Raw genomic sequence first — 21822 nt, forward strand, 5'->3', positions numbered from 1 at the left:
TTTGTTCGCTCCTTTTTATTATGCCTTTTGATAGCGGTCAAATAATTCCTGTGCGTACTCTAATCTGACGTTTTTCTCCGTCACCATTTTCGCTACGATCTTCTCTAAGATCTCGCCCTTTGCGCCTACTGTATTTGCCAGATTTCTAGCGTGCAGAGACATATGGCCTCTCTGAATACCTTCTGTTGCCAGAGCCTTCATCGCAGCCAGATTATTTGCAAGACCTGCTGAGGCGATAATCTGTCCCAGCTCTGCCGCTGTCTTAACGCCCAAGATTTTTACAGCTGTCTGTGCCGCAGGGTGAATCTTTGTCGCTCCGCCTACAAGACCTACTGCCATTGGCATTTCAATACAACCAACCAAATCACCGTTTTCATTTTTCTCCCATGTGGTCAAAGAAGTGTATTTTCCATTTCTTGCTGCATAGGAATGGGCACCTGATTCGATGGCTCTAGTATCGTTTCCTGTTGCCATTACTACCGGAATAATGCCGTTCATGATGCCTTTGTTGTGGGTAGCCGCTCTATATGGGTCTGCCGCGGCAAAGGCATATGCGTTGATAATCTTATCTGCAACTTCCTCACCGCCGATAGCTTCTTTCTTCCATACTGCTCTGGATCTGACGATTCTGTGGTCAGCCAGGTTGGATAAAATTCGCAGCTCTGCAACGCCGCCTGTTAATTTTTCAATATATGGAGATACCGCTTCAGCCATGGTATTTACGGCATTTGCACCCATTGCATCTAAAGTGTCAACTAAAAGGTGTACAATGACCATCGGTCCTACGATTGAGTCGATGACTCTAACCTCTACATCCTTTGCGCCGCCGCCGAACTTAACTAAAACCGGATCCTTTTCATTACAGATTTTGATAATCTCTTCCTTGTTTTCCAAAATAGCGCTCTTTGCAGCAAAAGGCGTCGCCATGTCAAGGATTTGAATCTGCGCAATCATAATATTTCCAGAAGTGCTTGCAACAAAGCCGCCTGCGCCTCTTGCCATTTTTGCGGCATTACTGCAGGCTGCAATAACAGAGGGCTCTTCTGTAACCATAGGAATCACCACATCCTTACCGTTGATGACAAAGTTGATTCCAACGCCCATAGGCAAAGCAAATTTTCCGATTACATTTTCCACCATATGATCTGCTTTATCCATATCTAAAGCGTCTGCATTCTTAAGAATCTCCTGCTCCTTGGCGGAAAGCGCTGCGAACTCCGCAACTTCTTTCATTCTTTCTTCTACGGATAATTTGAAAAATCCTGAATAACTGCTTGTTTTCATTTCTTTACTCTCCTAACTCTTTCATTGAGGCGGTAAAGGAGTCCAGGGTTCTTCCCAGAATTCTTTCCACCATCTGCTCAATTTGGTAACACTTCTTTTCATCAATCCCTGTTTCAATACCCATTGTATTTAACATAGATACGAAGTCGCATGTTTCCACAAGGCCTGTACGCTTTGTATCAAAGTAATATGAGCCAATCCCTTTCACCGGCACACGGTCTACAATATTTGCTACCTGACCGCCGATTCCGCCCAGGGTGCAGTCAAAGGTTTCAACGCCTGCTTCCATCGCCGCATAGTAGGACGCCATTCCCATTCCTCTCACATCGTGCACATGGAAAGAATGCATGGACGTATCCGGATAGGCTTTCATCACATGTGAAAAGTAGTTATAAACCCTCTCCGGATCTGCAATGCCGTCAGGATCGGAGTGTTCAATCTCGTCAAATCCGATATCAAAGGCTCTGTCTACAAATTCATATGCCCTTTCTATAGGGACTTCTCCCTGAATCGGACAGCCGAAAATGGTTCCGATATTCGCAAAGACTTTTTTAATTCCCAGGGAATGGAGAAATTTTACGTTCTTCTCCGCCTCAAGGAAAAGCTCTTCATGGGTTCTGTTCATATTCTTTCTGGCATAAGCCTCGCTGGTCGCCAGCTGTCCGCAGAGAACTCTATCTATCTGAACACCTTCTTCAAGAGCCTGCGCAACTCGCTCGCAAGCCTTTGTATTCAGCGCAAGAACCGTGTACTCCACATCCTCACGGTGAGGAAGACATTTCAGAACTTCTAAAATGTCTTTGAATTGGGGCACGTACTTAATATGACTGAACGTGCCGATTTCAATCCGCTTAAAGCCGGCATTCATCAGTCTTTCCGCAATCCAAAGCTTCGCCTCAGTTGGCACAAACAGCTCTTCATGCTGAAATCCGTCTCGAAGAGTTACATCAATTACATCAATCTGTTTTGGTAAATTCTTCTTCACACTTTCATCTCCTTCAATTCCTTTTTACGATTACCTATCGCAAAGGGTATGCCAACCGAGAATTCTAAAAAAAGCACAACAAAAAACGCTTGAATTTCAAGCGTTTCATTGATTTTACATATTTATTGCAGCTTGGTTCCATCCTGGAATATCTGTAAAAAAATATTTATTTATAAAAATATTTTTATAAATTCAAAATTTTTTATGGGATATGCCCAGCTTTTTTAAGCGATACTGCAGCTTTTGCGGCGAGATATCAAGGCGTGCTGCCACATCACTCAGTTTTTCTTCCTGCTCCATTATCATCTCTATAATTTCTTTCTCATAGGCTTTAAGCATATCCTCTAAGCTGTGCTGACTGCCCGGCTCTATTTTTTGAATTCCCAGCGGTGCAGGTTTATGCTCCGGTATTTTTACCTTCTGTTCATCACTGATTGTTTTTACAAGCTGCATTCTTCGAAACAAAGGATTTACACTTTCCAAACTAATTTGCGCCTTCTTCTCAAGATTAAATGCGCTTTCGATGATGTTTTTCAGTTCCCGCACATTACCCGGCCAATCCCATTGAACAAAAACCTGCTCAGTTAAAGAACTGATACCCTTAATGCTCCGATTCATCTTTTCATTATAATAAGCGATAAAATGCTCCGCCAAAAGAAGAATATCCTCTGGTCGCTGTCGCAAAGGCGGAATTTCAATCTGGAGAACGCAAATGCGATAATACAAGTCCTCACGAATCCGCTTTTCTCTCAAAAGTTTTTCCAAAGGCTCGTTGGTAGCACAAATCAGCCTCACATTAAACGGAATATCTTTGCTGCCCCCGATTCGTCTCACTTTTTGTTCTTCAATTGCTTTCAAAAGTTTTGCCTGCATCCCTAAGTCGAGGGAATTGATTTCATCAAGAAACAGTGTGCCGCCGCTTGCCATTTCAAAAAGCCCTTCTCTGGACTCTGCCCCGGTAAAGCCGCCCTTTTCCGTTCCGAAAAACATACTTTCCAAAAGATGTGGGGGAATCGCTGCACAGTTTTGTGCAATGAAATTCTTGGCTCTTCTCTTTCCCTCTGAATGGATTGATTCAGCAATCATCTCTTTCCCGGTGCCTGTTTCCCCGTAAATCATCACCGGAGAATCGCTGTTGCTGACTTCTAAAATCAACGCCTTGATTTCTTCCATTTTTTTATTCTGCGTAATAATATCGTCTGTTACATACAGCTTCTGCTTAATATACTCCGAAGTCTTTAAATTCTGCAAATAGAGAAGCTGCGCCACATTAGCAGCGCCTACAATCAAGCCATTTTCCACAATCGGATAGGTACTGCCTCGAAGTACCATCAATGCTTCCACGTTAAGACCTGAGGCTCGTCTATGGACATTTTTCCCGTCTTAAGAGTCTGCAATACAGTGCTTGTCTCTTCAGATAATTCTTCATAAAAATCCGTCAGGTGTTCGCCTATAATCGACCTCTCCCACTCCGGAATGACAGAATTAGACATTCTTCCAAACCATGTGCTGTATTCCACAATCCCATTCTTATTGACAATTAGAATACCATCATATTTGGTGTTATCAATCTGCATAATTTGATTCAGTTTGTTAATAAGTCCGCCCATGAAGAAATCTTCTTTTTCAGCGATTTACGTACCTAACGTTGATATTAGTATACCATGAGTAGAAGCCTATTTCCAATAAGGAATTTTGCTGGATACTTATTCTTCCATCTCTAAATTCAGGCGCTGTAAAATATCTCTAATAATGCCTTCGTCCTGAATAAAATTGATATCAAAACATTTTGCTGTAGCTCCACGTTGCTAATTTCCTCAAATAAATAAGCATTGCTTGTAATAAATCGCCGCATTTCTACAAAGCACGTATAATACCAATGCTTGCCAGCATCGCCTCACAACGATTTTGCCTTTTAAATTACAATCATACGATTAGCACATCTTGACGAAGTTTCCAGTAGTTTTGGTTATATTTTCTCAAAAAAATTTTACATTTTTTTATAAAAACCAATTTGACCCATTATTTTTCAACGATAACTATTTCATATTTCCATAAAATTTCTAACCGTTTTTATCTTCTCCTACTGGACAAACCGCCCTGTCTATGGTAAAATTTAGAAAATCATGTAAAATTAAAGAAAGGACAAGATTGCAATGAAAAAGAAAGTATTTCGTTTAATTGGACTGCTTTTAATCGTTATGATGGCAACCACATCACTGTCCTTTGCCGCCACGTCCAAGCAGACTCCAATCACCAAGCCTACCGTCACCGTAAAGAACATAGACGACAATTACCTGAAAGTTTCATGGAGCAAACGCACCAAGGCAGTCAAATACAATGTTTACCGCGCCACGTCCAAGAGCGGCACTTATAAAAAAATCGCTACTACTACCAGAACCTACTACAACGACAAAACCGTTGATAATAACAAGACCTACTACTATAAGGTTAAAGCACTCGGTAAGTCTTCCAAATATAACAGCAAAATGAGCATCCCTAAGTCCGGCAAAATCAGTTTCGCTGGAGAAATCCGGGTATCGAAAGAATACTTTAACCTGACGCCGGAAAATCCGTCCTTTAAGATTTATGTCAAAGGAATTAATACTGAGGACGATTTAACCTTAGCTTATGACGATTACTATATCGAACTAGAAATTGAGGATGCCAATGACACAGGCTGGTATCCGATCACCGTAACCTGTCTGCTTGCGCCAGAGGATTATTATTCCGGAGAGGAAACAGAAATCGAACTCTACTTTGAAAAGCACGAACGTCTTTATAAGAAAATCGTTACTGTTTACTTCTTCGAAAATGAAGGCGAACTCGCCGCATAAACATATGAATGACAACATTAAAAGGGACCGGCTCAAGATGAGTCAGTCCCTTTCTATTACTTTAGCTGCGCAGAAATTCTAAAAGTGACGCAGGTTCTAATTTATAAACCAGCTTGCGTCCCTCTTTTTCGATAGCGATAGGTACACCAGAGTTGATCAAATCCATAACATATGAGTGCGCAGCAGATACCCCAACCCGCAAAAGTCCGGCAAGCTGGCTTTTACCTAAAGGCTCGTTGGAAAAGATTGCATTCTGTATCAAAAACCATAAAACATCAATGGTTCTTCTGCGCTCGTTTTCATTACATCCGTCATATTTTATTTTCAGCGCTTTCCTATATGCATTCAGCATATCTCTTCCCTCTTCCAGCTTCTCTATGAGCGAATCAATTGACCTTTCTACAACTTCAGAAAAATAGATGAGAAAATAGGTCAGTTCTCCTCTGTTCAGCCCATTGTTACAAATATCAAAAGCTTTATAATACTCGCTTTTGTTCTCCTTAATAGTGTAGGCAAGGCGAAGAGCAGTCAGCGTGTTGAACTCTTTTTTCAAAAGATAACTGCTCAGGAATCTGCTCAATCTTCCGTTTCCGTCATAAAATGGATGCACGTAGCCAATCATGTAATGCAAAATAGCAACCTTATGAAGGTTCAGAATGTCCTGCCGCTTAAAAAGCGCCAGCGTCTGATCTATATATTCGATGATTTTCTGTTCTGGATAGACGCCTTTGTGTTTTACCTGCTGCGTACCAGAGATAACTTCCGCCAAATCTTTTCTGAAAATCTCTCCGTCCGGCCAGTTTGGCTTCTCAATCTCAGCAAGAACAATTTCGTCATACAGATTCCGAACATCCTGACTCGTCTCCAGGGCAATTTCATAAGGTGCACTCCCATTCTCCAGGAACATGTATTTTTCAACGAGTCCGGCGAACCGTCCTTTCTTGGGTGCATGCTCATCTGTCTCCATGACGCTGATAATTTCTTTGCGCGTACTTCTTATTCCTTCGATATCGTTAGTAATGATAATTTCATCGATCAGGCAGTTTCTCTCGTAAAACTTATATGCGACCCCAGGAAGCACAGCGCAGAGCTTTTCAAGCTGCGCAAATTTTTTATAAAGGCGTGCCATCTGCAACGCAAATTCCGGGTGATTCACATAAAAGGCCTCATAGTCACCAATCTGAAAACCCAGAGAAATCGTATCCGCTCGATTTTTTCGTGCAGCAAATTCAGTCTCAAAAATATCTTTATTTTTATAATAAACCTTACTCAGAAGTTTATAACTCATAAAAATACGTCCTTTCAGATAGTTTTCACTATATTTTATCATCTAACTCTCAAAAAATCAATATTTTTGAGAGTTAATTTTATTGTATGCGATTTTCCTGAAATATATTCTTCTTTTTTAGACTTTTCGCTTACGCTTTCCGCACTCTCCCCAGCACCACATATACGCAAATGAGAATCACCACAGCCCCGCCAAGCACCAGATACATCGCAGGCTCTGTGACCTCGTGTCCGCAAAATTCAAGATTACTGTCAAAAGCGCCGCGCAAACCGTCCACCGCCTGAGAAGGCAGCACCTCCTCCATGGCTTCATAAGTGCCGCGCATCAGGTGGCTGTGCAAAAGCGCAGTGCCATAAGTGCCGGGCAGAAATGAAATAAATTTTTGAATGCCTTCTGAAAACTGAGAAACCGGCATATAGGCGCCACAAATAAATCCGTATCCTGCACTGACGATTGTGCCGACCGCAGACATCTGACCCTGCGTTGAAAGAAAGTGGTTAATCACTGACGAAAGCGCCGTGCCAAACATGGTCAACAGCACCACATCCAGACAAGTCAAAAGCACATCTTCCCCTGACAAATACCATCCCAAACTCCTCAGATAAACAAGGCACGCGCCCAGCGCCACAACGCATATAATCAGCGTAGAGATCGCCGTGGAAATATAATATCCCATAGCAAGAGTGCCGCGGCCAACCGGCGCCATGGTCAAATCGATCTTTGCACCTGTCACCTTATCCTGTACCATCAGCATGTTAGCACAAAAAGCCACAGTCACACAGCAAACCGCTAGAAGGGAGGAAAAAAGCCAGCCGCCAACAAATCCCTCGACCAAACTGCTATCCAGCTCTGTAACTCCAGGAATATCAGCAACAGTCGCATCCAGACTATCCCGGTACACATTGCCCAAAAACGTTACAAATAGCACCAGCAAAATCAGCGGTGTAATCAGCGATGTGAAGAACATTCCCTTATCCTTAAAAAACAACTTTGTGTTTCGCCACACTAGCGCATTTAATCCCTTCATTTTTCTTCCCCTCCTTGTAGAGCCTTGCCCGTTACCGCAAGAAATACATCATCCATTTTTCCCTTCGTAATCTCATAATCCGTAAAAAGCTTCGGCTTCGCTACAATAAAACTCGTTGCCGCCGCTGTATCCGCAACCGTCAGCCGGCAGCCACCAGGTACTTTTTCATACGGCACACCAAAACCTGCTGCTTGCTCCTCTGAGATACCATACATGATAATAAAGTCACCTGTATAAGCGTTCTTCAGTGCAAGTGGCGTTCCCTCCGCAGCAATTTTTCCGCTGTCCAAAATCACCACATAATCCGCCTCTGCCGCTTCCTCCATGTAGTGGGTCGTCAGAAATACCGTCATGTTCTCTTTGCGGCGAAGTTCGCGCACCACATCCCAAAGAAGTCTTCTCGTCTGCGGATCAAGACCCGTCGTCGGCTCATCCAGCACCAGAATGCCGGGCTTATGTAAAAGCGCCCTGGCGATATCAATGCGCCGTCTCTGACCGCCTGAAAGCTTTCCCACGGTTCTCTTCAGCAGATCGCCGAAATCCAGCAGCTCTGCAAGCTCTGCGAGTCTTTCCTCAAAGGCTTTTCCGCAAATACCGTAAAGCGCCGCCCGGCTTTTCAGATTGTCGCGCACAGAAAGCGCTTTATCCAGCACCGAATTCTGAAACACTACGCCCAGCTCCTGCTTTACATCATTCATACTTTCATCGGTATTTTTGCCATCGACAAGTACCGTTCCGGCATCTTTCGAAAGCTGACCGCAAATAATGGAAATAGTCGTGCTCTTGCCTGCACCGTTGACACCCAGAAAAGCGAACAACTCCCCCTCTTTCACGTGAAAGCTCAAATCCTGTACCGCCTTCACTTCACCAAAGCTTTTGCTCAGATGTTCGATCTCAATGATATGCTTCATCTCTCTCCCTCGTTTCCTTTAATTCTTTATTGATTGCGTCCGCAATTTTTTGATCGCCCAAATAGGTCAGCCACCGTACCAAACCATCAATGACTAACACTGTGATAAAAAAGAGAACCCCTCCAATCAAATTCTCATACATATTAATGATTCTGCCCGCCGTCATCAAAACCGCTAAAAGCAAAATCGTATGTGCAATGGTACGATTCTTCCATTGTTTCGTACTCAGTTCTTCTCCGCTGTAGTAAACAGCGCCCGGCAGAATTGCAAAAATAGAAAAAATTCCACAATGCCAAAGATAATCAACTTCCAGCATCATAACCGGCGGCGTATTAACAAATCTACAGAAAAACAAGGTCGCCGCCATGGTGCATGTATAACATATGAAAAACTGCAGCAGCATCATTCGCATTAATTCTCGCATATTCATATCTATCGTCCTCCTATAGTCCCATTTTCTTTTTCAAAGCATTGACATACTGCCTTGAAACGATAACCTTTTCGCCGTTCAGCAGTGTCACTTCAAACCGTCCCGAAAGGGACGGCTTAATAAAGTCAATTTTATCCCCATTGAGTACCATGGATTTGGATGTTCTCAAAAATTTAGTTTCAGCGCTCAGCTTTTCAAACTCATAAAGCCTTAATTTACTTTCAAAGACGCAGTCTTTACAATATAGAAAGGACTTTCCGTCCACAACTTCAAAATAGTACACCTCATCAAAAGAAAGGCGATGAATTTCCCCATTGCGATAAGCTGTAAGACCGGACTGTAAATTTTCTATCTGATGCACCAGTCTCTGCAAATCATCGCTGACTTCATAACACCGGAGGATAATTTCTTCTTCCTGCCCTTTTGCTATTTGTTCTACCCTGATTCTCACATTCCACCTCCTGCACCAATCCTATCACATCCCTAAAAAGAAGTAAACAACGCAGCAATAAGCTGTAGAAAATCCGCCGTAAGTGGCAATACGCTCATAAAAATGCGAAAAATGTCGAAAATACGCTCATGAAAATGTGATTTTTATAAAAAATACGCTCATGAAAGTGTTGTTCTTTTCTTAACATCGTGTTACACTATACCTGAAAGGAAAATTATCATGAAATACTTAGAACGAAAAGCTGACAAATATCTGCTTTCCTGGAAAGCTCAGCCAAGCCGCCTTCCTCTTATCATAAAAGGTGCAAGGCAAATTGGAAAAACAGAAACAATCCGCAAATTTGCTTTTGAAAACTACGATCATGTTGTAGAAATCAATTTTGTTACAGAACCAAAGTATAAAACCATCATCGAAAATGGATTTTCTGCTGATGAAATTGTCAAACTTATTACCCTAATTGATCCAAGCAAGAAATTTTATGCCGGAAAAACCCTTCTCTTTTTTGATGAAATTCAAGATTTTCCTGAAATAGCAACATCTTTAAAATTTTTCAAAGAAGATGGTCGATTCGATGTTATCTGCTCTGGCTCTCTTTTAGGCATCCAATACAAGCACATTGCCAGTATCAGTGTCGGCTATAAAATGGATTATCAGATGCACTCTTTGGATTTTGAGGAGTTCCTCTGGGCAAAGGGATATTGCTCTGATACCACAGATGACATCCTTTCCCACATGCTGAATGGAAAAGCCTTTTCATCATTAGAATACGATATCTACTCAAAACTATTTTTGGAATTTTGTATTCTCGGCGGCATGCCCAATATTGTATCAAAATACGTTGAGCAAAATCATTTTCAGGACTCCCTCGCCCTGCAGAGGCAGCTGCTGATTGACTATGAAAGCGATGTCAGAAAATATGCAGAGGGCCTTGACCAAACTAAAATCATTAACGTCTATCGCTCTATCCCTGCGCAGCTTGCAAAAGAAAACAAGAAATTTCAGTATTCCAAAGTGGTAAAAGGCGCCCGGTCAAAGGAATACATAGGGTGTATCGACTGGCTCAGCGACGCAGGGCTCATTAACATTTGCTACTGCATGAGTTTTCCAGAACTTCCTTTAAAAGGAAACATTGATGAAAATAAATTCAAAGTATATGTTTCCGATACAGGGCTTCTCGTTGCCTCCCTTGACGATGAAGCACAAGAAGATTTGCGTGCCAATAGAAACCTCGGTGTTTACAAAGGTGCATTATATGAGAACTTTGCTGCGGAAGCTTTGATCAAGCAGGGATACAGTCTGTATTACTATAAGAAGGAAAACTCGACATTAGAAGAAGATTTCTTTATTCGTTCAGCAAACGAACTGATTCCCGTCGAAATCAAATCAAATCACAACCGCTCTAAATCTTTGCAGCAGTTGATTACAAGCGAACACTATCCCGATATTTGCCATGGAATCAAATTTACAGCTGGAAATATCGGTCATAACGATCCAATTTACACCTTTCCGTACTTCTGTCTGTTTATGCTAAAACGCTTTATGAGCGAGCAGCAGTTTTTTCAATAATTAAAACCCCTGACGGTACAGCATTATCATCATTGCCGCTGCCCCAGGGGTTTTACTATTTCACAATTCAAACTGCCTATGCTGTTTCTGCAAACCTTTTCACAAAGCGCAAAATCAGTTCTACACACTTCTCCATTTCCTGTACATTGGCAAACTCTGTGACTGCTCAGTATCACAGCAAATACATAAGCCAGCACGTAGTTACCCTCACCCCAGCAATTGCAAGCCATTGCCCCATGATAGGGAATCAAAAACAGAATAAGGCTGCTTCTCAGGTTGTCGATATAGCGTATTCTCTCCATAAAACCTCACCGGTACGCAAAACTACATCTTAATCTTCCTGCAAATATTATCCAGCTTCTCCTCTACTTTCTGCACATCTCCCTGGGAACACAGCAAAATCAGCTTATCGCCGCCTCGCAGCACGGTGCTGCCGCTGGGCACAATCTCCTTATTCTCACGCTCCACAGAAACCACGAGACAGCCTGGCGGCAGCAGCATTTTTTCGATTTTTTCGCCGTCCATACGGCTGCCGATATAGACCTGCGCTTCCATCAGCACCTTGTGTCCGCGGGTTTCCTCTGTCGTACCATAGGATGCGCGCTTTGCCAGCATACGGGAAAGTAGCTGATCATAAATAGGTTTTCCGTGGAGCAAATCCGCTGCAATATAAGCAGCCAGCGCCACTGTCGCAACAGAAAGGAAATTTTTAAAGTCACCTGACATCTCCGTAATCAGAATGATACCGGTAACCGGCGCACGCACAATTGCAGAAAACAGTCCCGCCATGCCCAGGATTACAAAATTGGCAAGGTGAATATCCTCGAATCCGAAAATATTTCCGGCTCCCACTGCAAAGAGCCCGCCACTGATTGCGCCCAGTACCAAAAGAGGCAGAAATATACCGCCCGGCACGCCGGAGCCGAAGCTCATCATGGAAAAACAGAATTTCAGTATCAAAAGCACCGCCAGCATAGACAGTCCAAAGTTTCCGGCAGCAACTTCCGTTACCAGCCCATGACCGCTGCCAAGGGCGTAAGGAAAAAATGCCGCCAGTCCTATAACGCAGACGAAAGGCACTGCAATGCGCATAGAGCGCCGCGGCAATCTGTCATAAGCATCCTGCACCTTTGCAGTCACCCAGTTATAAAATACGCCGAAGACGCCCAGCGCAATCCCCAGAAGAATAATCATCCAGTACCGGGACAGCGGCAGTTTTCCCTCTACAGACAAGCCGAATACCGGGCTAAGCCCAAAGATATAGGAAGAAACAAAATCGCTGGCAATGGACGCCGCCATGGTGGACAGCAGTATTTCCGTGGAAAAATTTTTATGCAGTTCTTCCAGAGAAAAGACCACGCCGGCAAGAGGTGCACCGAAAGCGCCGGCAAGACCTGCACCAGCGCCGCAGGTCATGAGCAGTTTCTCCTCAGTGCGAAGTCTGCCCGACAGACGTGAAAAGCCCTTTCCAACCATAGCCCCCAGCTGAATGCTGGGGCCTTCACGTCCGAGAGAAAGTCCTGCGCCGATTGCACAGACGCCGCCGATAAACTTGGCACAGATGACTTGCCACCAGTTTTGTTCCATCTGTCCCAGCAGCTCCCCTTTGACCTGGGGAATGCCGGAACCGGTGCACAGAGGCACCCTGCGGCTTGCGTACCAGACCACTATATAAGCGCAGATCAGCGCTGCCAATGCGCAAATAAGGCTGCTCACCCCACCAGTTTTCACTGCAAGAAGAACAGAGCCTCTGAGAGACTCTGCCTGTTCAAGACCCATGCGGAAAGAAGATACCAATAGCCCGGTCAAAAGACCGACCCCAATTCCCTCTACAATGAGCCTGTATTTTGAAGTTTCAAATCGTTCTAACGTAATTTTCGTCTTGTTCTTCATCTTAATTCGTATATAAGTTAGTGGTAACGTATTCCGGGTCGCAGGTTACATCAATGCCCAGAGCGCGCAGAGTCTGCTCGTCACGGTCACTCAAAATCGCAGTGCAGTGGGCACGGCAGCCTTTCAAAAGCGGCAGCTTGCTGACTGCAACGGATGCAAATGGATTCTGTGTGCCGGATACGGTCAATGCCATGAGAACCTCTTCGCAGTTCAGGCTTGTCCTGTCGTAATCCAGAATATCTGTCTTCAGCTTCTGGGTGGTTTCCAGCACCTGCGGTGTGATAATCAGCATGTCATCGGCAAGACCGGATAATTTCTTGATAGCGTTGAGGATTGCCGCCGCTGCTGCGACCATACGGCGGGAGCTTCTTCCCGTCACAATGGTGCCGTCCGGCATCTCGATTGCCATAACGACCACATTTTCGTAGCGCTTGTCGCAGTTTCTCTTTTTCTCAGCGTAATCTCTGGCAGGCTGCACCACCTTACGGTCGGACACATCTTTGCCCACTTCTTTCATCAAAAGCTTCGCCCGTTCCAGACAGCCCTCAGAAATAATCCCTTTCTTGTAATCAACCTCTGCCAAAAGATATCTTCTGATGATCTCCTGACAAGCGGCTTCACGACAGACTTCATCATCATTGATGACAAAACCGATTCTATTTACACCCATATCGGTCGGAGATTTATACTCGGCTTCCTCGCCTGTAATCTTTTCGATGATTCGCTTTACAACCGGAAAGACCTCTAGATCGCGGTTATAGTTGACTGCCGTCTCCCCATAGGCTTCCAAATGGAAAGAGTCGATCATGTTAACGTCCTTTAAATCCACTGTTGCTGCCTCGTAAGCAATATTTAGAGGATGCTTCAGCGGCAGATTCCAAATCGGAAAGGTTTCAAACTTAGCATATCTCGCCTTAGTTCCTCTGATAAAATCATGATAAAGCTGGGAAAGACTGGTCGCCAGCTTACCGCTGCCGCCTCCAGGTCCTGTAATCACAACCAGCGGTTTAGAAACCTCAATATATGGATTTGCACCGTAGCCCTCCGGGCTTACGATGGTGTCCACATCGGTCGGATATCCTTTTGTGAATCTGTGTTTGTAGGTTTTGATATTGCGGCGTTCCAGTTTGTTAATGAACGTATTGACAGCCGGCGCATCCTCGTATCTGGTTACAACGACGCTGTTGATGGCAAGATCGTACTTTCTGAAGGTGTCGATGAGACGCAGAACCTCCAGGTCATATGTAATACCGAAATCCTGACGAGTCTTGCTGGTCATAATATCGCCTGCATAAATGCAGATAATAATCTCCGCCTGATCTTTCATATGCTGCAGAAGCTTAATCTTCGCATTTTCATCAAATCCCGGCAGCACGCGCATCGCATGCTTATCGTGAACCAGCTTGCCGCCGAACTCCAAATAAAGCCTTTCTGCATTACCGTGATTAATTCGCTCTAAAATATACTTCGACTGCTCTTCAATGTACTTTTCTGGATCAAAACCTTTTTTTAACATGAATTCCTCCGTTCTTTATCTATTTGTGTTACTTTATGAAAATTTTATATTGACAACTGCACTGCCCAAAGCACGGTTGTAACTATCATCGCAGCGATGATGAGCACCACCAGCACCTGTGCGATTCGTCTTCTTTTCTTATCCATCTTGTAAATCCCCTTTCCTGCTGTTTCACTGAGTTACTTCGATTTTCAGTTTGTTGCGCCCTTCCGCAATACCTCCAAGATTCACCTGATAGTCAATGCAGATATCTCCGAATCCGTCTTCCGACAGGTTATTTTCAACCTCATTGGTCAAAAGCTCCATCTCCAAATTTCCATAAGGCGTGTGATAACTGCTGCTAAAGCGCTTTCCTTTTTCAAATACCAGTTCCGTGCCAGCCCCTGCGCCGCTGCCGATTCTGCGCATGCGAATGCAGTCATCGGTCAGCTTCAGGGTCGTCTTGCAGCCCGGAAAGCCGGAAAATTCGCTCTCGTCATACATCAAATATCTTGCACCGTCGCGCTCGTACAGTTTCCCCTCAGTAATGAACTCCATGCGGTCTTCGTCATTCTCAGAGAACTGTCTGCCTGTTATTTTTAGCATAATATCTCTCATAACCAAACTCCACAATCCTTTCAATCAATTCTGTAAATCCGACGCCCATTTCTTCCCACATCTTCGGAAACATGCTGTATTTGGTAAAGCCGGGTATCGTGTTAATCTCGTTTATGTAAACTTCTCCAGTTTTTTTATCTACAAAGAAATCAATTCTGGAAAATCCGCTGCAGTCACAAGCCCTATAAGCTTCCTTCGCCAGAGTACGGATTTTCTCGTAGGTCAGTTTAGGAAGCTGCGCCGGAATGGAAATCTCCGTACCCGAATCATCGGTGTACTTTGCGGTATAATCATAAAAATCAAGCTTTGCAACGATTTCTCCCACTGCGGCAACCTGCGGCTTGTGATTTCCGATAACACCGGTTTCTACCTCTCTGCAGTCGATCCCCTCTTCAATAATAATACGCCTGTCATATTTTGCAGCAAGGAGAAGCGCCTGCCTCAGCTCATCTGCATTTCTTACCTTGGAAATGCCCACGCTGGAACCCATATTGGAAGGCTTGACAAACATGACATACGGCAATTCTGCTTCAATGTCCGCTATGATTTCCTCCATGTGTTCTGCAAGGTCTTCGCTGTACACCAGCTTGTATCTGCTGGTCGGAAGCCCTGCCTCTTCAAAGATTTTCTTTGCGGAAACTTTATCCATACACAGCGCCGATGCCAGCACCCCGCAGCCGGCATAAGGCATATCCAGCATTTCAAAGAGTCCCTGAATCGTGCCGTCCTCGCCGTAAGGTCCATGAAGCACCGGAAAGATAAAGTCTGCAAGGTCCTTTAGCTGAGATACTGTAATGTCCTCAGCTGTTTCCTCCCATGCTCCGGAAGGAATCTCCGAAAGCTCACCCAGGTACAGCTTCCACTGACCTTCTCTCGTAATTCCAATCATGACCACCTGATACTTATTTCTGTCGATGGCTTCGATGACTGAAGCTGCGGACAGCAGTGATACCTCGTGCTCGCCTGAACGGCCGCCAAAGATGACTCCTATTCTTTTCATAATAATCCCCCTACCTTACATTTGCTCATAAATACGCTCAAGATGCGCTTTGTCAAAGAAATATTTCTTCTCGCAGAACTGGCACACAAGCTCAGCCTGCCCGTCTTCATCGATAATCTCACGCAAATCCTTTCTGCCGATGGTCATAAGGATCTGTTCCAGCCTTTCTTCACTGCAGTCACACTCCCACCTGATTTCTCTGGTTTCTGTCTTGTCTGGCATAAGTTCTTCCGGCATATCTTTAAAAATCTCCTCCAGCAAGTCAAGTACAATACCTTCTTCGGTTTTTCCGGCGGAGCGAACCATGACTTTCTCAATGCTGGTTGTCATCGGCGGCATTTTACCAATCATGTCTTCCAGCGCTGTCACCGATTCCTCCAAAGCACCCGGCAGCATCTTGATAATCATACCGCCAGCGCAGAGCACCTTTCGCTCTCTGGAAATTTTAACCCCCAGCGCTACGGAAGCGTTCTGCTGCTCGGAAATATAGTGGTAGGCAGTCAGGTCATCTGCGATTTCACCGGAAACCAAAGCGATCGTTCCTACATATGGCTCCTTCATGCCCAAGTCTTTAATCACTGTCAGATCTCCAACACCAAGGCTTGCGCCTACATCCAGATGTCCGTCTGCGCGAAGAGGCAGCTCTACATCGGGATTAGAGATATACCCCTTAACTCTGCCGTCTCCATAGGCAGTTGCCAAAATCTGTCTGGCAGGTCCGTCTCCTTTAAACTGTACAGTCAGCTTATTTTCTTCGCTCTTAAGATCCAGGCTCATCAGTCCCGCACCGGTAAGAACTCTACCCAGCGCCGCTGTAGCAAGGGGCGTGGTATTATGGATTTTTCGGGCTTCTTCTACCATGTCGGTGGTGATAGTCAGGCTGACACTGTAAGAGCCGCTTTTGTCGATTGCTGTAATTACTTTGCTCATATTCTATGTTTAACCTCTCGTTTATTAATTCACACATTCAATCATATATTTTATCATACTCTTGACAATTTTAACACAAAAAAACCACATTTTTCAGCTATAATTTGGGTATATTAAGAGAAAAAGATTTTTTACATCAGAAAGGCAGGAATTCAAATGGATAACTGGGATAACAACAATGAACATAGAGAACCAAACTTCGTCATGGTAGGCGACTGTTCACCTAAGACTGAAACTGATTATTCGCCTGAGCCAGAGCCTGTACAGAAGCCCCTGTACGACCAGCCGCAGAGCGAGTATGCAGGACAGACGGGTTATACTTACTATCAGCAAACACCGCCTGCCCCTCCGAAAAAGAAAAAAAAGGATCCAAAATACATTACCCGCAGAGCTTTTGTCGTTACGCTGATCTGCTGTATGCTGGCAACCTCAGGGCTGACCATTGGCGGCTATACACTTCTGGCTGACTCCGGACTGGTAAGCGGCGGCGGAAAAACCGTTTCTGCAACCAACTACACTCTGGCAAAAGCTACTGGAAGTGAGAAGTCCGTACAGGAAATCATTGCCCAGAACGAAAACGCAGTAGTTGAAATCAGAACAGAATCCGTCGCTATGGATAACTGGCTGCAAAACTACGTAACCCAAGGTGCAGGCAGTGGCGTCATCGTAGATACCAAAGGCTACATCCTAACCTGCAACCACGTTATCGACGGCGCTTCCAAAATTACGGTCACATTGAAAGACGGTACAGAACTGGATGCAAAAGTAGTCGGTAGCGATGCACAGAACGATATCGCAGTGTTGAAAGTCAATGCAAAGAATCTGACCGCTGCTTCTTATGGAGACAGTTCCCAGCTGTCGGTAGGTGATATGGTTGTGGCTATCGGAAATCCTCTGGGTCAGCTGGGAGGAAGCGCTTCCAGCGGTATCATCAGTGCACTGGACAGAACGATCACCGTAGAGGGCAGAGAAATGACCCTGCTGCAGACCGATACTTCCATCAATCCGGGCAACTCCGGCGGCGGACTCTTCGACCAGTATGGCAACTTAATCGGTATTGTCGTAGCTAAATCTTCCGGCTCCGATGTAGAAGGTCTGGGCTTTGCCATCCCAATCGCAAAAGCTGCTGAAATCGCCAAAGACCTCATCGAAAACGGTCACGTTACCAATCGTGCAGCAATCGGCATCTCCGTTCTGGATGCTTCCAGTGCAGAAGTTGCAATGCAGTATGGTCTGCGCATGACAGGTGTTTACATTCAGGAAGTCACCGGCAGCGAAGCACAGAAGGCCGGATTTAAAGCAGGCGACATGATTTACTACGTAGAGGACACCAAGATTGAAAATCAGGCAAGTTTGGTCAGCGCACTGAACAAACACAAGCCTGGCGATAAAATCAAGGTCACCGTCATTCGTGACAACCAGACCGTTGAAATCACTACTACCCTGATAGAAGCAACTGAATAAACGTTTCATCTATATTGATGCACCGCTGTCAAAATTGTCAGCGGTGCTTTTTTGTTGCAGTCATGGTTGCGGCTGCAGCTTAACCCAAATAAGGTTTTTTTCAAAAAAATGTATAAGCAACTCTCTAAATCTTAACCGAAAATCAAAAAATCGACAAAAAATGTATACGAACATCGGACTGCGATCGGGCTGCAGCCGACTGGCAGACCAATTTAAGTATAAAACTTGCATTTTACGTATTTTTTTAGAGTTTTTGCTGACATCTTGCACAATATGCAAGCCGAAAGGGATTGCTGACCAGACCTTAGGCAAACCTAGACCAGATAGGTTATACATTTTTTTGAAAAAATCCCCATTTAGGTTAAGTTCTACTCCGTTTTTGCCGCATTCACGCTCAATGTATGCCCTTGACAAACATACCGCTGGTATGTTATCTTTATATACATACCAAAGGTATGTTTCATTTTCATGCACGCACACCATACAAAAAGGAGGCGACTATCATGAGCAGAAATAAACACCCTGAGGAAACAGTTCAAAAAATCCTGGACGCATCCACTCGGCTATTTATGGAAAAAGGCTACGAAAACACTTCGATTCAGGATATCATCAATGAGCTGAAAGGGCTCAGCAAGGGCGCTATCTATCACCATTTTGCATCAAAGGAAGACATTTTGGTTGCAGTGATCGACCGCCTAACATGTGACTCCAACAAAATGCTGGATGAAATCCGTGACCGCACAGATCTCAGCGGCAAAGATAAACTGAAAACTATTTTTAAATCGTCCATCTGCCGTCCGGTGCAAAGCGATATTTTTAGAATCGCGCCGGATTTTAAGAAAAATCATAAACTCCTGTTTCTGCTAATCGATGATACGATTAACACGGTTGCACCCGATTACATTCTGCCGATTATCCAGCAGGGGATTTCTGACGGCACCATCAAGACGAGCCACCCTGCCCAGCTTGCTGAGCTGATCATTCTTGCTGCCAACGTCTGGACGAATCCAATGATATTTAACAACACCCCAGAGGAAACATGCAGCAAATTTATGATTCTCAATCAAATGCTGCAGGGCTTCGGACTGGATATTCTGGACGACGACATGCTGCAGCGGCTCCATGAACTAGCTACAATTTATAACGACAGCAAGAAAGGATAAATTCACATGAGCAATACGCTATTTACCAGGGATTTCACGCTGGTTGTAACTGGACAGATTATTTCACTATTCGGTAACGCTATTATTAGATTTGCACTGCCTTTATACCTTCTGAATCAGACCGGATCTTCTGCGCTGTTTGGAACAGTAACAGCCCTTGCTTTTATTCCATCCATTCTCCTTTCTCCTGTTGGAGGCATAATTGCTGACAGAATCAATAAGCGTACCATTATGGTAGTGCTGGACTTCTTCACGGCATTGATTATCGCAGCATTTTCGCTGCTTCTTAGTTCTGTGGATTTTGTCACGCTGATTACAGTCACTTTAATGCTGCTGTATGGCATTGCCGGTGCATATCAGCCATCGGTATCCGCAAGCATTCCTGCGCTGGTAAAGCCTGATTACTATGTGCAGGCTAACTCTGTCATCAACACTATCAATTCCTTTTCTTCCCTAATCGGACCGATACTTGGCGGCATTCTCTACAGCTTTTACGGACTAATGCCGCTGCTTTGGATTTCCACTGCATGTTTCTTCCTGTCAGCAGTAATGGAAATCTTTATTCATATGCCTCATACCAAACAGTCTGCTGGCGGCAGCATATGGCATATCGTAAAATCCGACTTTGGTGAAAGCTTTCACTTTATTCGCAGGGATAAGCCGATTATTATAAAAGTTCTGCTGGTAATCTGCGGAATCAACCTCTTTTTGTCCGCTATGATTGTAGTTGCCACGCCATATCTGATTACGGAGGTGCTGGACTTTGAACCGGCGCTGGGCAACAGACTCTTCGGTTTTTCAGAAGGCGCTTTTGCGCTGGGCGGACTTGCAGGAGGTATCAGCGCAGGACTTTTTGCCAAAAAGCTTACACTGTCCAAAGCAGGCAATTTCCTGATTGCTTCTTCCCTTATGATTTATCCTATGGCATTTGGACTTATGCTAATCTCCTCACCATGGATTAATTACTTCATCATCACTGGCTGCTTCTTCTGCCTCATGATTTTTTCGACCCTGTTTTCCGTGCAGATGCTCGCCTTTGTGCAAGGGGAAACTCCACAACATTTAATCGGCAAAGTGCTTTCTGTCATTATGACCCTCTGCACCTGCGCACAGCCTTTGGGCACTTCCCTTTATGGACTGTTCTTTGACTTCTGCAGCGGTCGGGAGTACATTGTCATATTCTTTGCCGCCACGGTGTCTCTGCTGATTGCAATTTCTACAAGAAAAATCTTCAAAGGGCTCAGCAAAGACGCCTGAACTGTTGCCTGCAAGCCAGTTTTGATTTACTTACCGGCAAAGGCGTGTTATAATTACTTTGGTTATACCAATACCAAATCAAATTGAAATGACACACGCAATTTCCAATCAGGAGACCTTTATGGAATTTAAAAAAATCGCATCACCTTCGTTAAAGGAACTTTTCATAGAACAGCTGGAGCACATGATTCTTTCCGGTAGTCTTTCCATTGGAGAGAAACTTCCTTCCGAGCGTCAGCTTGCAGAAACCATGCAGGTGAGCCGCGGCGTAGTCAACAGCGGTCTTGCCGAACTGGAAAAGAAGGGTTTTCTGGAAGTTCACCCTCGAAGCGGCACTTATGTCTCTGACTATCGCAACAAAGGTACGCTGGAAACTCTAATCTCCATCATGAACTATAACGGCGGAAAACTGCGTCGTGATGAAGTCCGCTCTATTCTGGAAGTCCGCATCGCGCTGGATACGTTGGCTGTTAACCTGTGCATCGACCGAATCACCGAGGAAGAAATTCTGCAGCTTCACAATCACGTAGAAAAAATTCGTACCGCCTCCTCCATAGAAGAAGCAGTGAATGGCGCTTATGCCTTTCAGAATGCCCTTGCGTTTTTCTCAGGGAACACCTTGATTCCGTTGATATTTCATTCCTTTCGGGCACCGGTTTCCACCATGTGGGAGCGTTTTTGCATGCTCTACGGTATCCATGCCCTTTATGAAAACAACTTCGGTCTTTGGGAACACATCAAGAATCGCGACAAAGAAGGCGCTGTCGCCTGGATTAATACTTCCATCGGCGAAAGCATCCACGGAAGCAGAGAAATTTACTTTGAATAACTGCAATAGAGCTGTCTCAAAATGAAATGAGACAGCTTTTTTTCGACTTTCGACCAACGCGCCCGCTTGAAACAGTTAGTCTGGCAGGTTCGTGTACGGGAGTAAGATTAACAGCAAGAGAATGAAGACATGCCGTACCTGTGATTTGCCCCGTGCCACGTTTGGGATTGATTTCTGTATACATGGCGGAGACCTGTGAAAAAGCGCCACATATAAAAGTGTTTTAAGAAAAAATGGCGGCTGCAGAAAGAAATACCGACAGAAAGTCGGAGAAACTTTAGCATCCTACAGTAAAATATCAAAAAATTGGGTATCAGTGTTCTGGTCAAGCAAAGTTGTAATAGCAATGTGGCATTTACATAACTTTTGCTGGCGGCAGACCATCGTTGTAGGA

20 protein-coding genes are annotated in these 21822 nt (G+C 44.5%); 6 read left to right on the forward strand and 14 right to left on the reverse strand.

Annotated features, from left to right (window positions below; all coding sequences use genetic code 11):
• Window positions 1–18: 18 nt before the first annotated feature.
• The 4 genes from NFR88_RS08160 to NFR88_RS08175 form a co-directional block, all read right to left on the reverse strand.
• A complete protein-coding gene (locus tag NFR88_RS08160; protein ID WP_251614937.1) occupies window positions 19–1284 on the reverse strand; it encodes a hydroxymethylglutaryl-CoA reductase, degradative in 1266 nt (421 codons plus the stop codon).
• Window positions 1285–1288: 4 nt separating this feature from the next.
• On the reverse strand, window positions 1289–2269 hold the full coding sequence (locus tag NFR88_RS08165; RefSeq protein ID WP_160201670.1) for a beta/alpha barrel domain-containing protein: 981 nt from the start codon (window positions 2267–2269) through the stop codon (window positions 1289–1291).
• 192 nt (window positions 2270–2461) lie between these two features.
• Window positions 2462–3613 carry a sigma-54 interaction domain-containing protein gene (locus NFR88_RS08170; RefSeq protein ID WP_160201669.1) on the reverse strand — a complete coding sequence of 384 codons (1152 nt, stop codon included), beginning with the start codon at window positions 3611–3613 and terminating at the stop codon, window positions 2462–2464.
• Complete coding sequence (locus NFR88_RS08175) at window positions 3601–3879, reverse strand: hypothetical protein (protein ID WP_160201668.1); 279 nt, start codon at window positions 3877–3879, stop codon at window positions 3601–3603. Before NFR88_RS08175 ends, NFR88_RS08170 begins: the two co-directional genes overlap by 13 nt.
• A 546-nt stretch (window positions 3880–4425) precedes the next feature.
• On the opposite strand from NFR88_RS08175, the gene NFR88_RS08180 reads away from it, so the two are divergent.
• Window positions 4426–5106, forward strand: coding sequence for a hypothetical protein (locus NFR88_RS08180; protein ID WP_160201667.1), 681 nt, complete (start codon window positions 4426–4428; stop codon window positions 5104–5106).
• A gap of 61 nt (window positions 5107–5167) precedes the next feature.
• Here NFR88_RS08180 and NFR88_RS08185 read toward each other — a convergent pair whose 3' ends face one another.
• The 5 genes from NFR88_RS08185 to NFR88_RS08205 form a co-directional block, all read right to left on the reverse strand.
• Window positions 5168–6394, reverse strand: a complete 1227-nt coding sequence (locus NFR88_RS08185) for a Fic family protein (protein ID WP_160201666.1) — start codon at window positions 6392–6394, stop codon at window positions 5168–5170.
• A gap of 130 nt (window positions 6395–6524) precedes the next feature.
• Entirely contained in the window at window positions 6525–7421 is an 897-nt protein-coding gene (locus NFR88_RS08190) for an ABC transporter permease (protein ID WP_251614940.1), read from the reverse strand.
• Complete coding sequence (locus tag NFR88_RS08195; protein ID WP_251614944.1) at window positions 7418–8332, reverse strand: ABC transporter ATP-binding protein; 915 nt, start codon at window positions 8330–8332, stop codon at window positions 7418–7420. Before NFR88_RS08195 ends, NFR88_RS08190 begins: the two co-directional genes overlap by 4 nt.
• Entirely contained in the window at window positions 8316–8762 is a 447-nt protein-coding gene (locus NFR88_RS08200) for a hypothetical protein (protein ID WP_251614947.1), read from the reverse strand. The genes NFR88_RS08195 and NFR88_RS08200 overlap by 17 nt, the downstream gene beginning before the upstream one ends.
• 13 nt (window positions 8763–8775) lie before the next feature.
• Entirely contained in the window at window positions 8776–9213 is a 438-nt protein-coding gene (locus NFR88_RS08205; RefSeq protein ID WP_160201662.1) for a LytTR family DNA-binding domain-containing protein, read from the reverse strand.
• A 219-nt stretch (window positions 9214–9432) separates the two neighbouring features.
• On the opposite strand from NFR88_RS08205, the gene NFR88_RS08210 reads away from it, so the two are divergent.
• Complete coding sequence (locus NFR88_RS08210; protein WP_251614949.1) at window positions 9433–10779, forward strand: ATP-binding protein; 1347 nt, start codon at window positions 9433–9435, stop codon at window positions 10777–10779.
• Window positions 10780–11103: 324 nt separating this feature from the next.
• Here NFR88_RS08210 and NFR88_RS08215 read toward each other — a convergent pair whose 3' ends face one another.
• The 5 genes from NFR88_RS08215 to hslO form a co-directional block, all read right to left on the reverse strand.
• Entirely contained in the window at window positions 11104–12672 is a 1569-nt protein-coding gene (locus NFR88_RS08215) for a ClC family H(+)/Cl(-) exchange transporter (protein ID WP_251614952.1), read from the reverse strand.
• Window position 12673: 1 nt separating this feature from the next.
• Complete coding sequence (locus NFR88_RS08220; protein WP_160201659.1) at window positions 12674–14188, reverse strand: DUF1846 domain-containing protein; 1515 nt, start codon at window positions 14186–14188, stop codon at window positions 12674–12676.
• Between the two features lie 171 nt (window positions 14189–14359).
• Window positions 14360–14773: a YwiB family protein gene (locus tag NFR88_RS08225; RefSeq protein ID WP_160201658.1), complete on the reverse strand. Its 414-nt coding sequence runs from the start codon at window positions 14771–14773 to the stop codon at window positions 14360–14362.
• Entirely contained in the window at window positions 14742–15785 is a 1044-nt protein-coding gene (locus NFR88_RS08230; RefSeq protein ID WP_201759547.1) for a D-alanine--D-alanine ligase family protein, read from the reverse strand. Before NFR88_RS08230 ends, NFR88_RS08225 begins: the two co-directional genes overlap by 32 nt.
• 15 nt (window positions 15786–15800) lie before the next feature.
• The gene (hslO, locus tag NFR88_RS08235; RefSeq protein WP_251614955.1) at window positions 15801–16715 is read right to left on the reverse strand and encodes an Hsp33 family molecular chaperone HslO; all 915 of its coding nucleotides are present in this window, start codon (window positions 16713–16715) and stop codon (window positions 15801–15803) included.
• Between the two features lie 156 nt (window positions 16716–16871).
• On the opposite strand from hslO, the gene NFR88_RS08240 reads away from it, so the two are divergent.
• The 4 genes from NFR88_RS08240 to NFR88_RS08255 all read left to right on the forward strand — a co-directional run bounded on the left by NFR88_RS08240 (window position 16872) and on the right by NFR88_RS08255 (window position 21428).
• Window positions 16872–18179: a S1C family serine protease gene (locus NFR88_RS08240; RefSeq protein ID WP_251614958.1), complete on the forward strand. Its 1308-nt coding sequence runs from the start codon at window positions 16872–16874 to the stop codon at window positions 18177–18179.
• A 503-nt stretch (window positions 18180–18682) separates the two neighbouring features.
• Window positions 18683–19342, forward strand: a complete 660-nt coding sequence (locus NFR88_RS08245) for a TetR/AcrR family transcriptional regulator (protein WP_251614961.1) — start codon at window positions 18683–18685, stop codon at window positions 19340–19342.
• A gap of 6 nt (window positions 19343–19348) precedes the next feature.
• Window positions 19349–20599: an MFS transporter gene (locus NFR88_RS08250; protein WP_251614964.1), complete on the forward strand. Its 1251-nt coding sequence runs from the start codon at window positions 19349–19351 to the stop codon at window positions 20597–20599.
• 121 nt (window positions 20600–20720) lie between these two features.
• The gene (locus tag NFR88_RS08255) at window positions 20721–21428 is read left to right on the forward strand and encodes a FadR/GntR family transcriptional regulator (RefSeq protein WP_160201653.1); all 708 of its coding nucleotides are present in this window, start codon (window positions 20721–20723) and stop codon (window positions 21426–21428) included.
• Window positions 21429–21822: the final 394 nt, after the last annotated feature.

This window comes from Senimuribacter intestinalis (assembly GCF_943192965.1).
Lineage (GTDB): Bacteria > Bacillota > Clostridia > Peptostreptococcales > Anaerovoracaceae > Senimuribacter > Senimuribacter intestinalis.

Excerpts from the sequence above, each read along its gene's own strand:
- NFR88_RS08160 (WP_251614937.1), bottom strand. The coding sequence starts at position 1,284 with ATGAAAACAAGCAGTTATTCAGGATTTTTCAAATTATCCGTAGAAGAA.
- NFR88_RS08175 (WP_160201668.1), bottom strand. The coding sequence starts at position 3,879 with ATGGGCGGACTTATTAACAAACTGAATCAAATTATGCAGATTGATAAC.
- NFR88_RS08180 (WP_160201667.1), top strand. The coding sequence starts at position 4,426 with ATGAAAAAGAAAGTATTTCGTTTAATTGGACTGCTTTTAATCGTTATG.
- NFR88_RS08185 (WP_160201666.1), bottom strand. The coding sequence starts at position 6,394 with ATGAGTTATAAACTTCTGAGTAAGGTTTATTATAAAAATAAAGATATT.
- NFR88_RS08190 (WP_251614940.1), bottom strand. The coding sequence starts at position 7,421 with ATGAAGGGATTAAATGCGCTAGTGTGGCGAAACACAAAGTTGTTTTTT.
- NFR88_RS08195 (WP_251614944.1), bottom strand. The coding sequence starts at position 8,332 with ATGAAGCATATCATTGAGATCGAACATCTGAGCAAAAGCTTTGGTGAA.
- NFR88_RS08200 (WP_251614947.1), bottom strand. The coding sequence starts at position 8,762 with ATGAATATGCGAGAATTAATGCGAATGATGCTGCTGCAGTTTTTCATA.
- NFR88_RS08210 (WP_251614949.1), top strand. The coding sequence starts at position 9,433 with ATGAAATACTTAGAACGAAAAGCTGACAAATATCTGCTTTCCTGGAAA.
- NFR88_RS08215 (WP_251614952.1), bottom strand. The coding sequence starts at position 12,672 with ATGAAGAACAAGACGAAAATTACGTTAGAACGATTTGAAACTTCAAAA.
- NFR88_RS08220 (WP_160201659.1), bottom strand. The coding sequence starts at position 14,188 with ATGTTAAAAAAAGGTTTTGATCCAGAAAAGTACATTGAAGAGCAGTCG.
- NFR88_RS08225 (WP_160201658.1), bottom strand. The coding sequence starts at position 14,773 with ATGCTAAAAATAACAGGCAGACAGTTCTCTGAGAATGACGAAGACCGC.
- NFR88_RS08230 (WP_201759547.1), bottom strand. The coding sequence starts at position 15,785 with ATGAAAAGAATAGGAGTCATCTTTGGCGGCCGTTCAGGCGAGCACGAG.
- hslO (WP_251614955.1), bottom strand. The coding sequence starts at position 16,715 with ATGAGCAAAGTAATTACAGCAATCGACAAAAGCGGCTCTTACAGTGTC.
- NFR88_RS08240 (WP_251614958.1), top strand. The coding sequence starts at position 16,872 with ATGGATAACTGGGATAACAACAATGAACATAGAGAACCAAACTTCGTC.
- NFR88_RS08245 (WP_251614961.1), top strand. The coding sequence starts at position 18,683 with ATGAGCAGAAATAAACACCCTGAGGAAACAGTTCAAAAAATCCTGGAC.
- NFR88_RS08250 (WP_251614964.1), top strand. The coding sequence starts at position 19,349 with ATGAGCAATACGCTATTTACCAGGGATTTCACGCTGGTTGTAACTGGA.
- NFR88_RS08255 (WP_160201653.1), top strand. The coding sequence starts at position 20,721 with ATGGAATTTAAAAAAATCGCATCACCTTCGTTAAAGGAACTTTTCATA.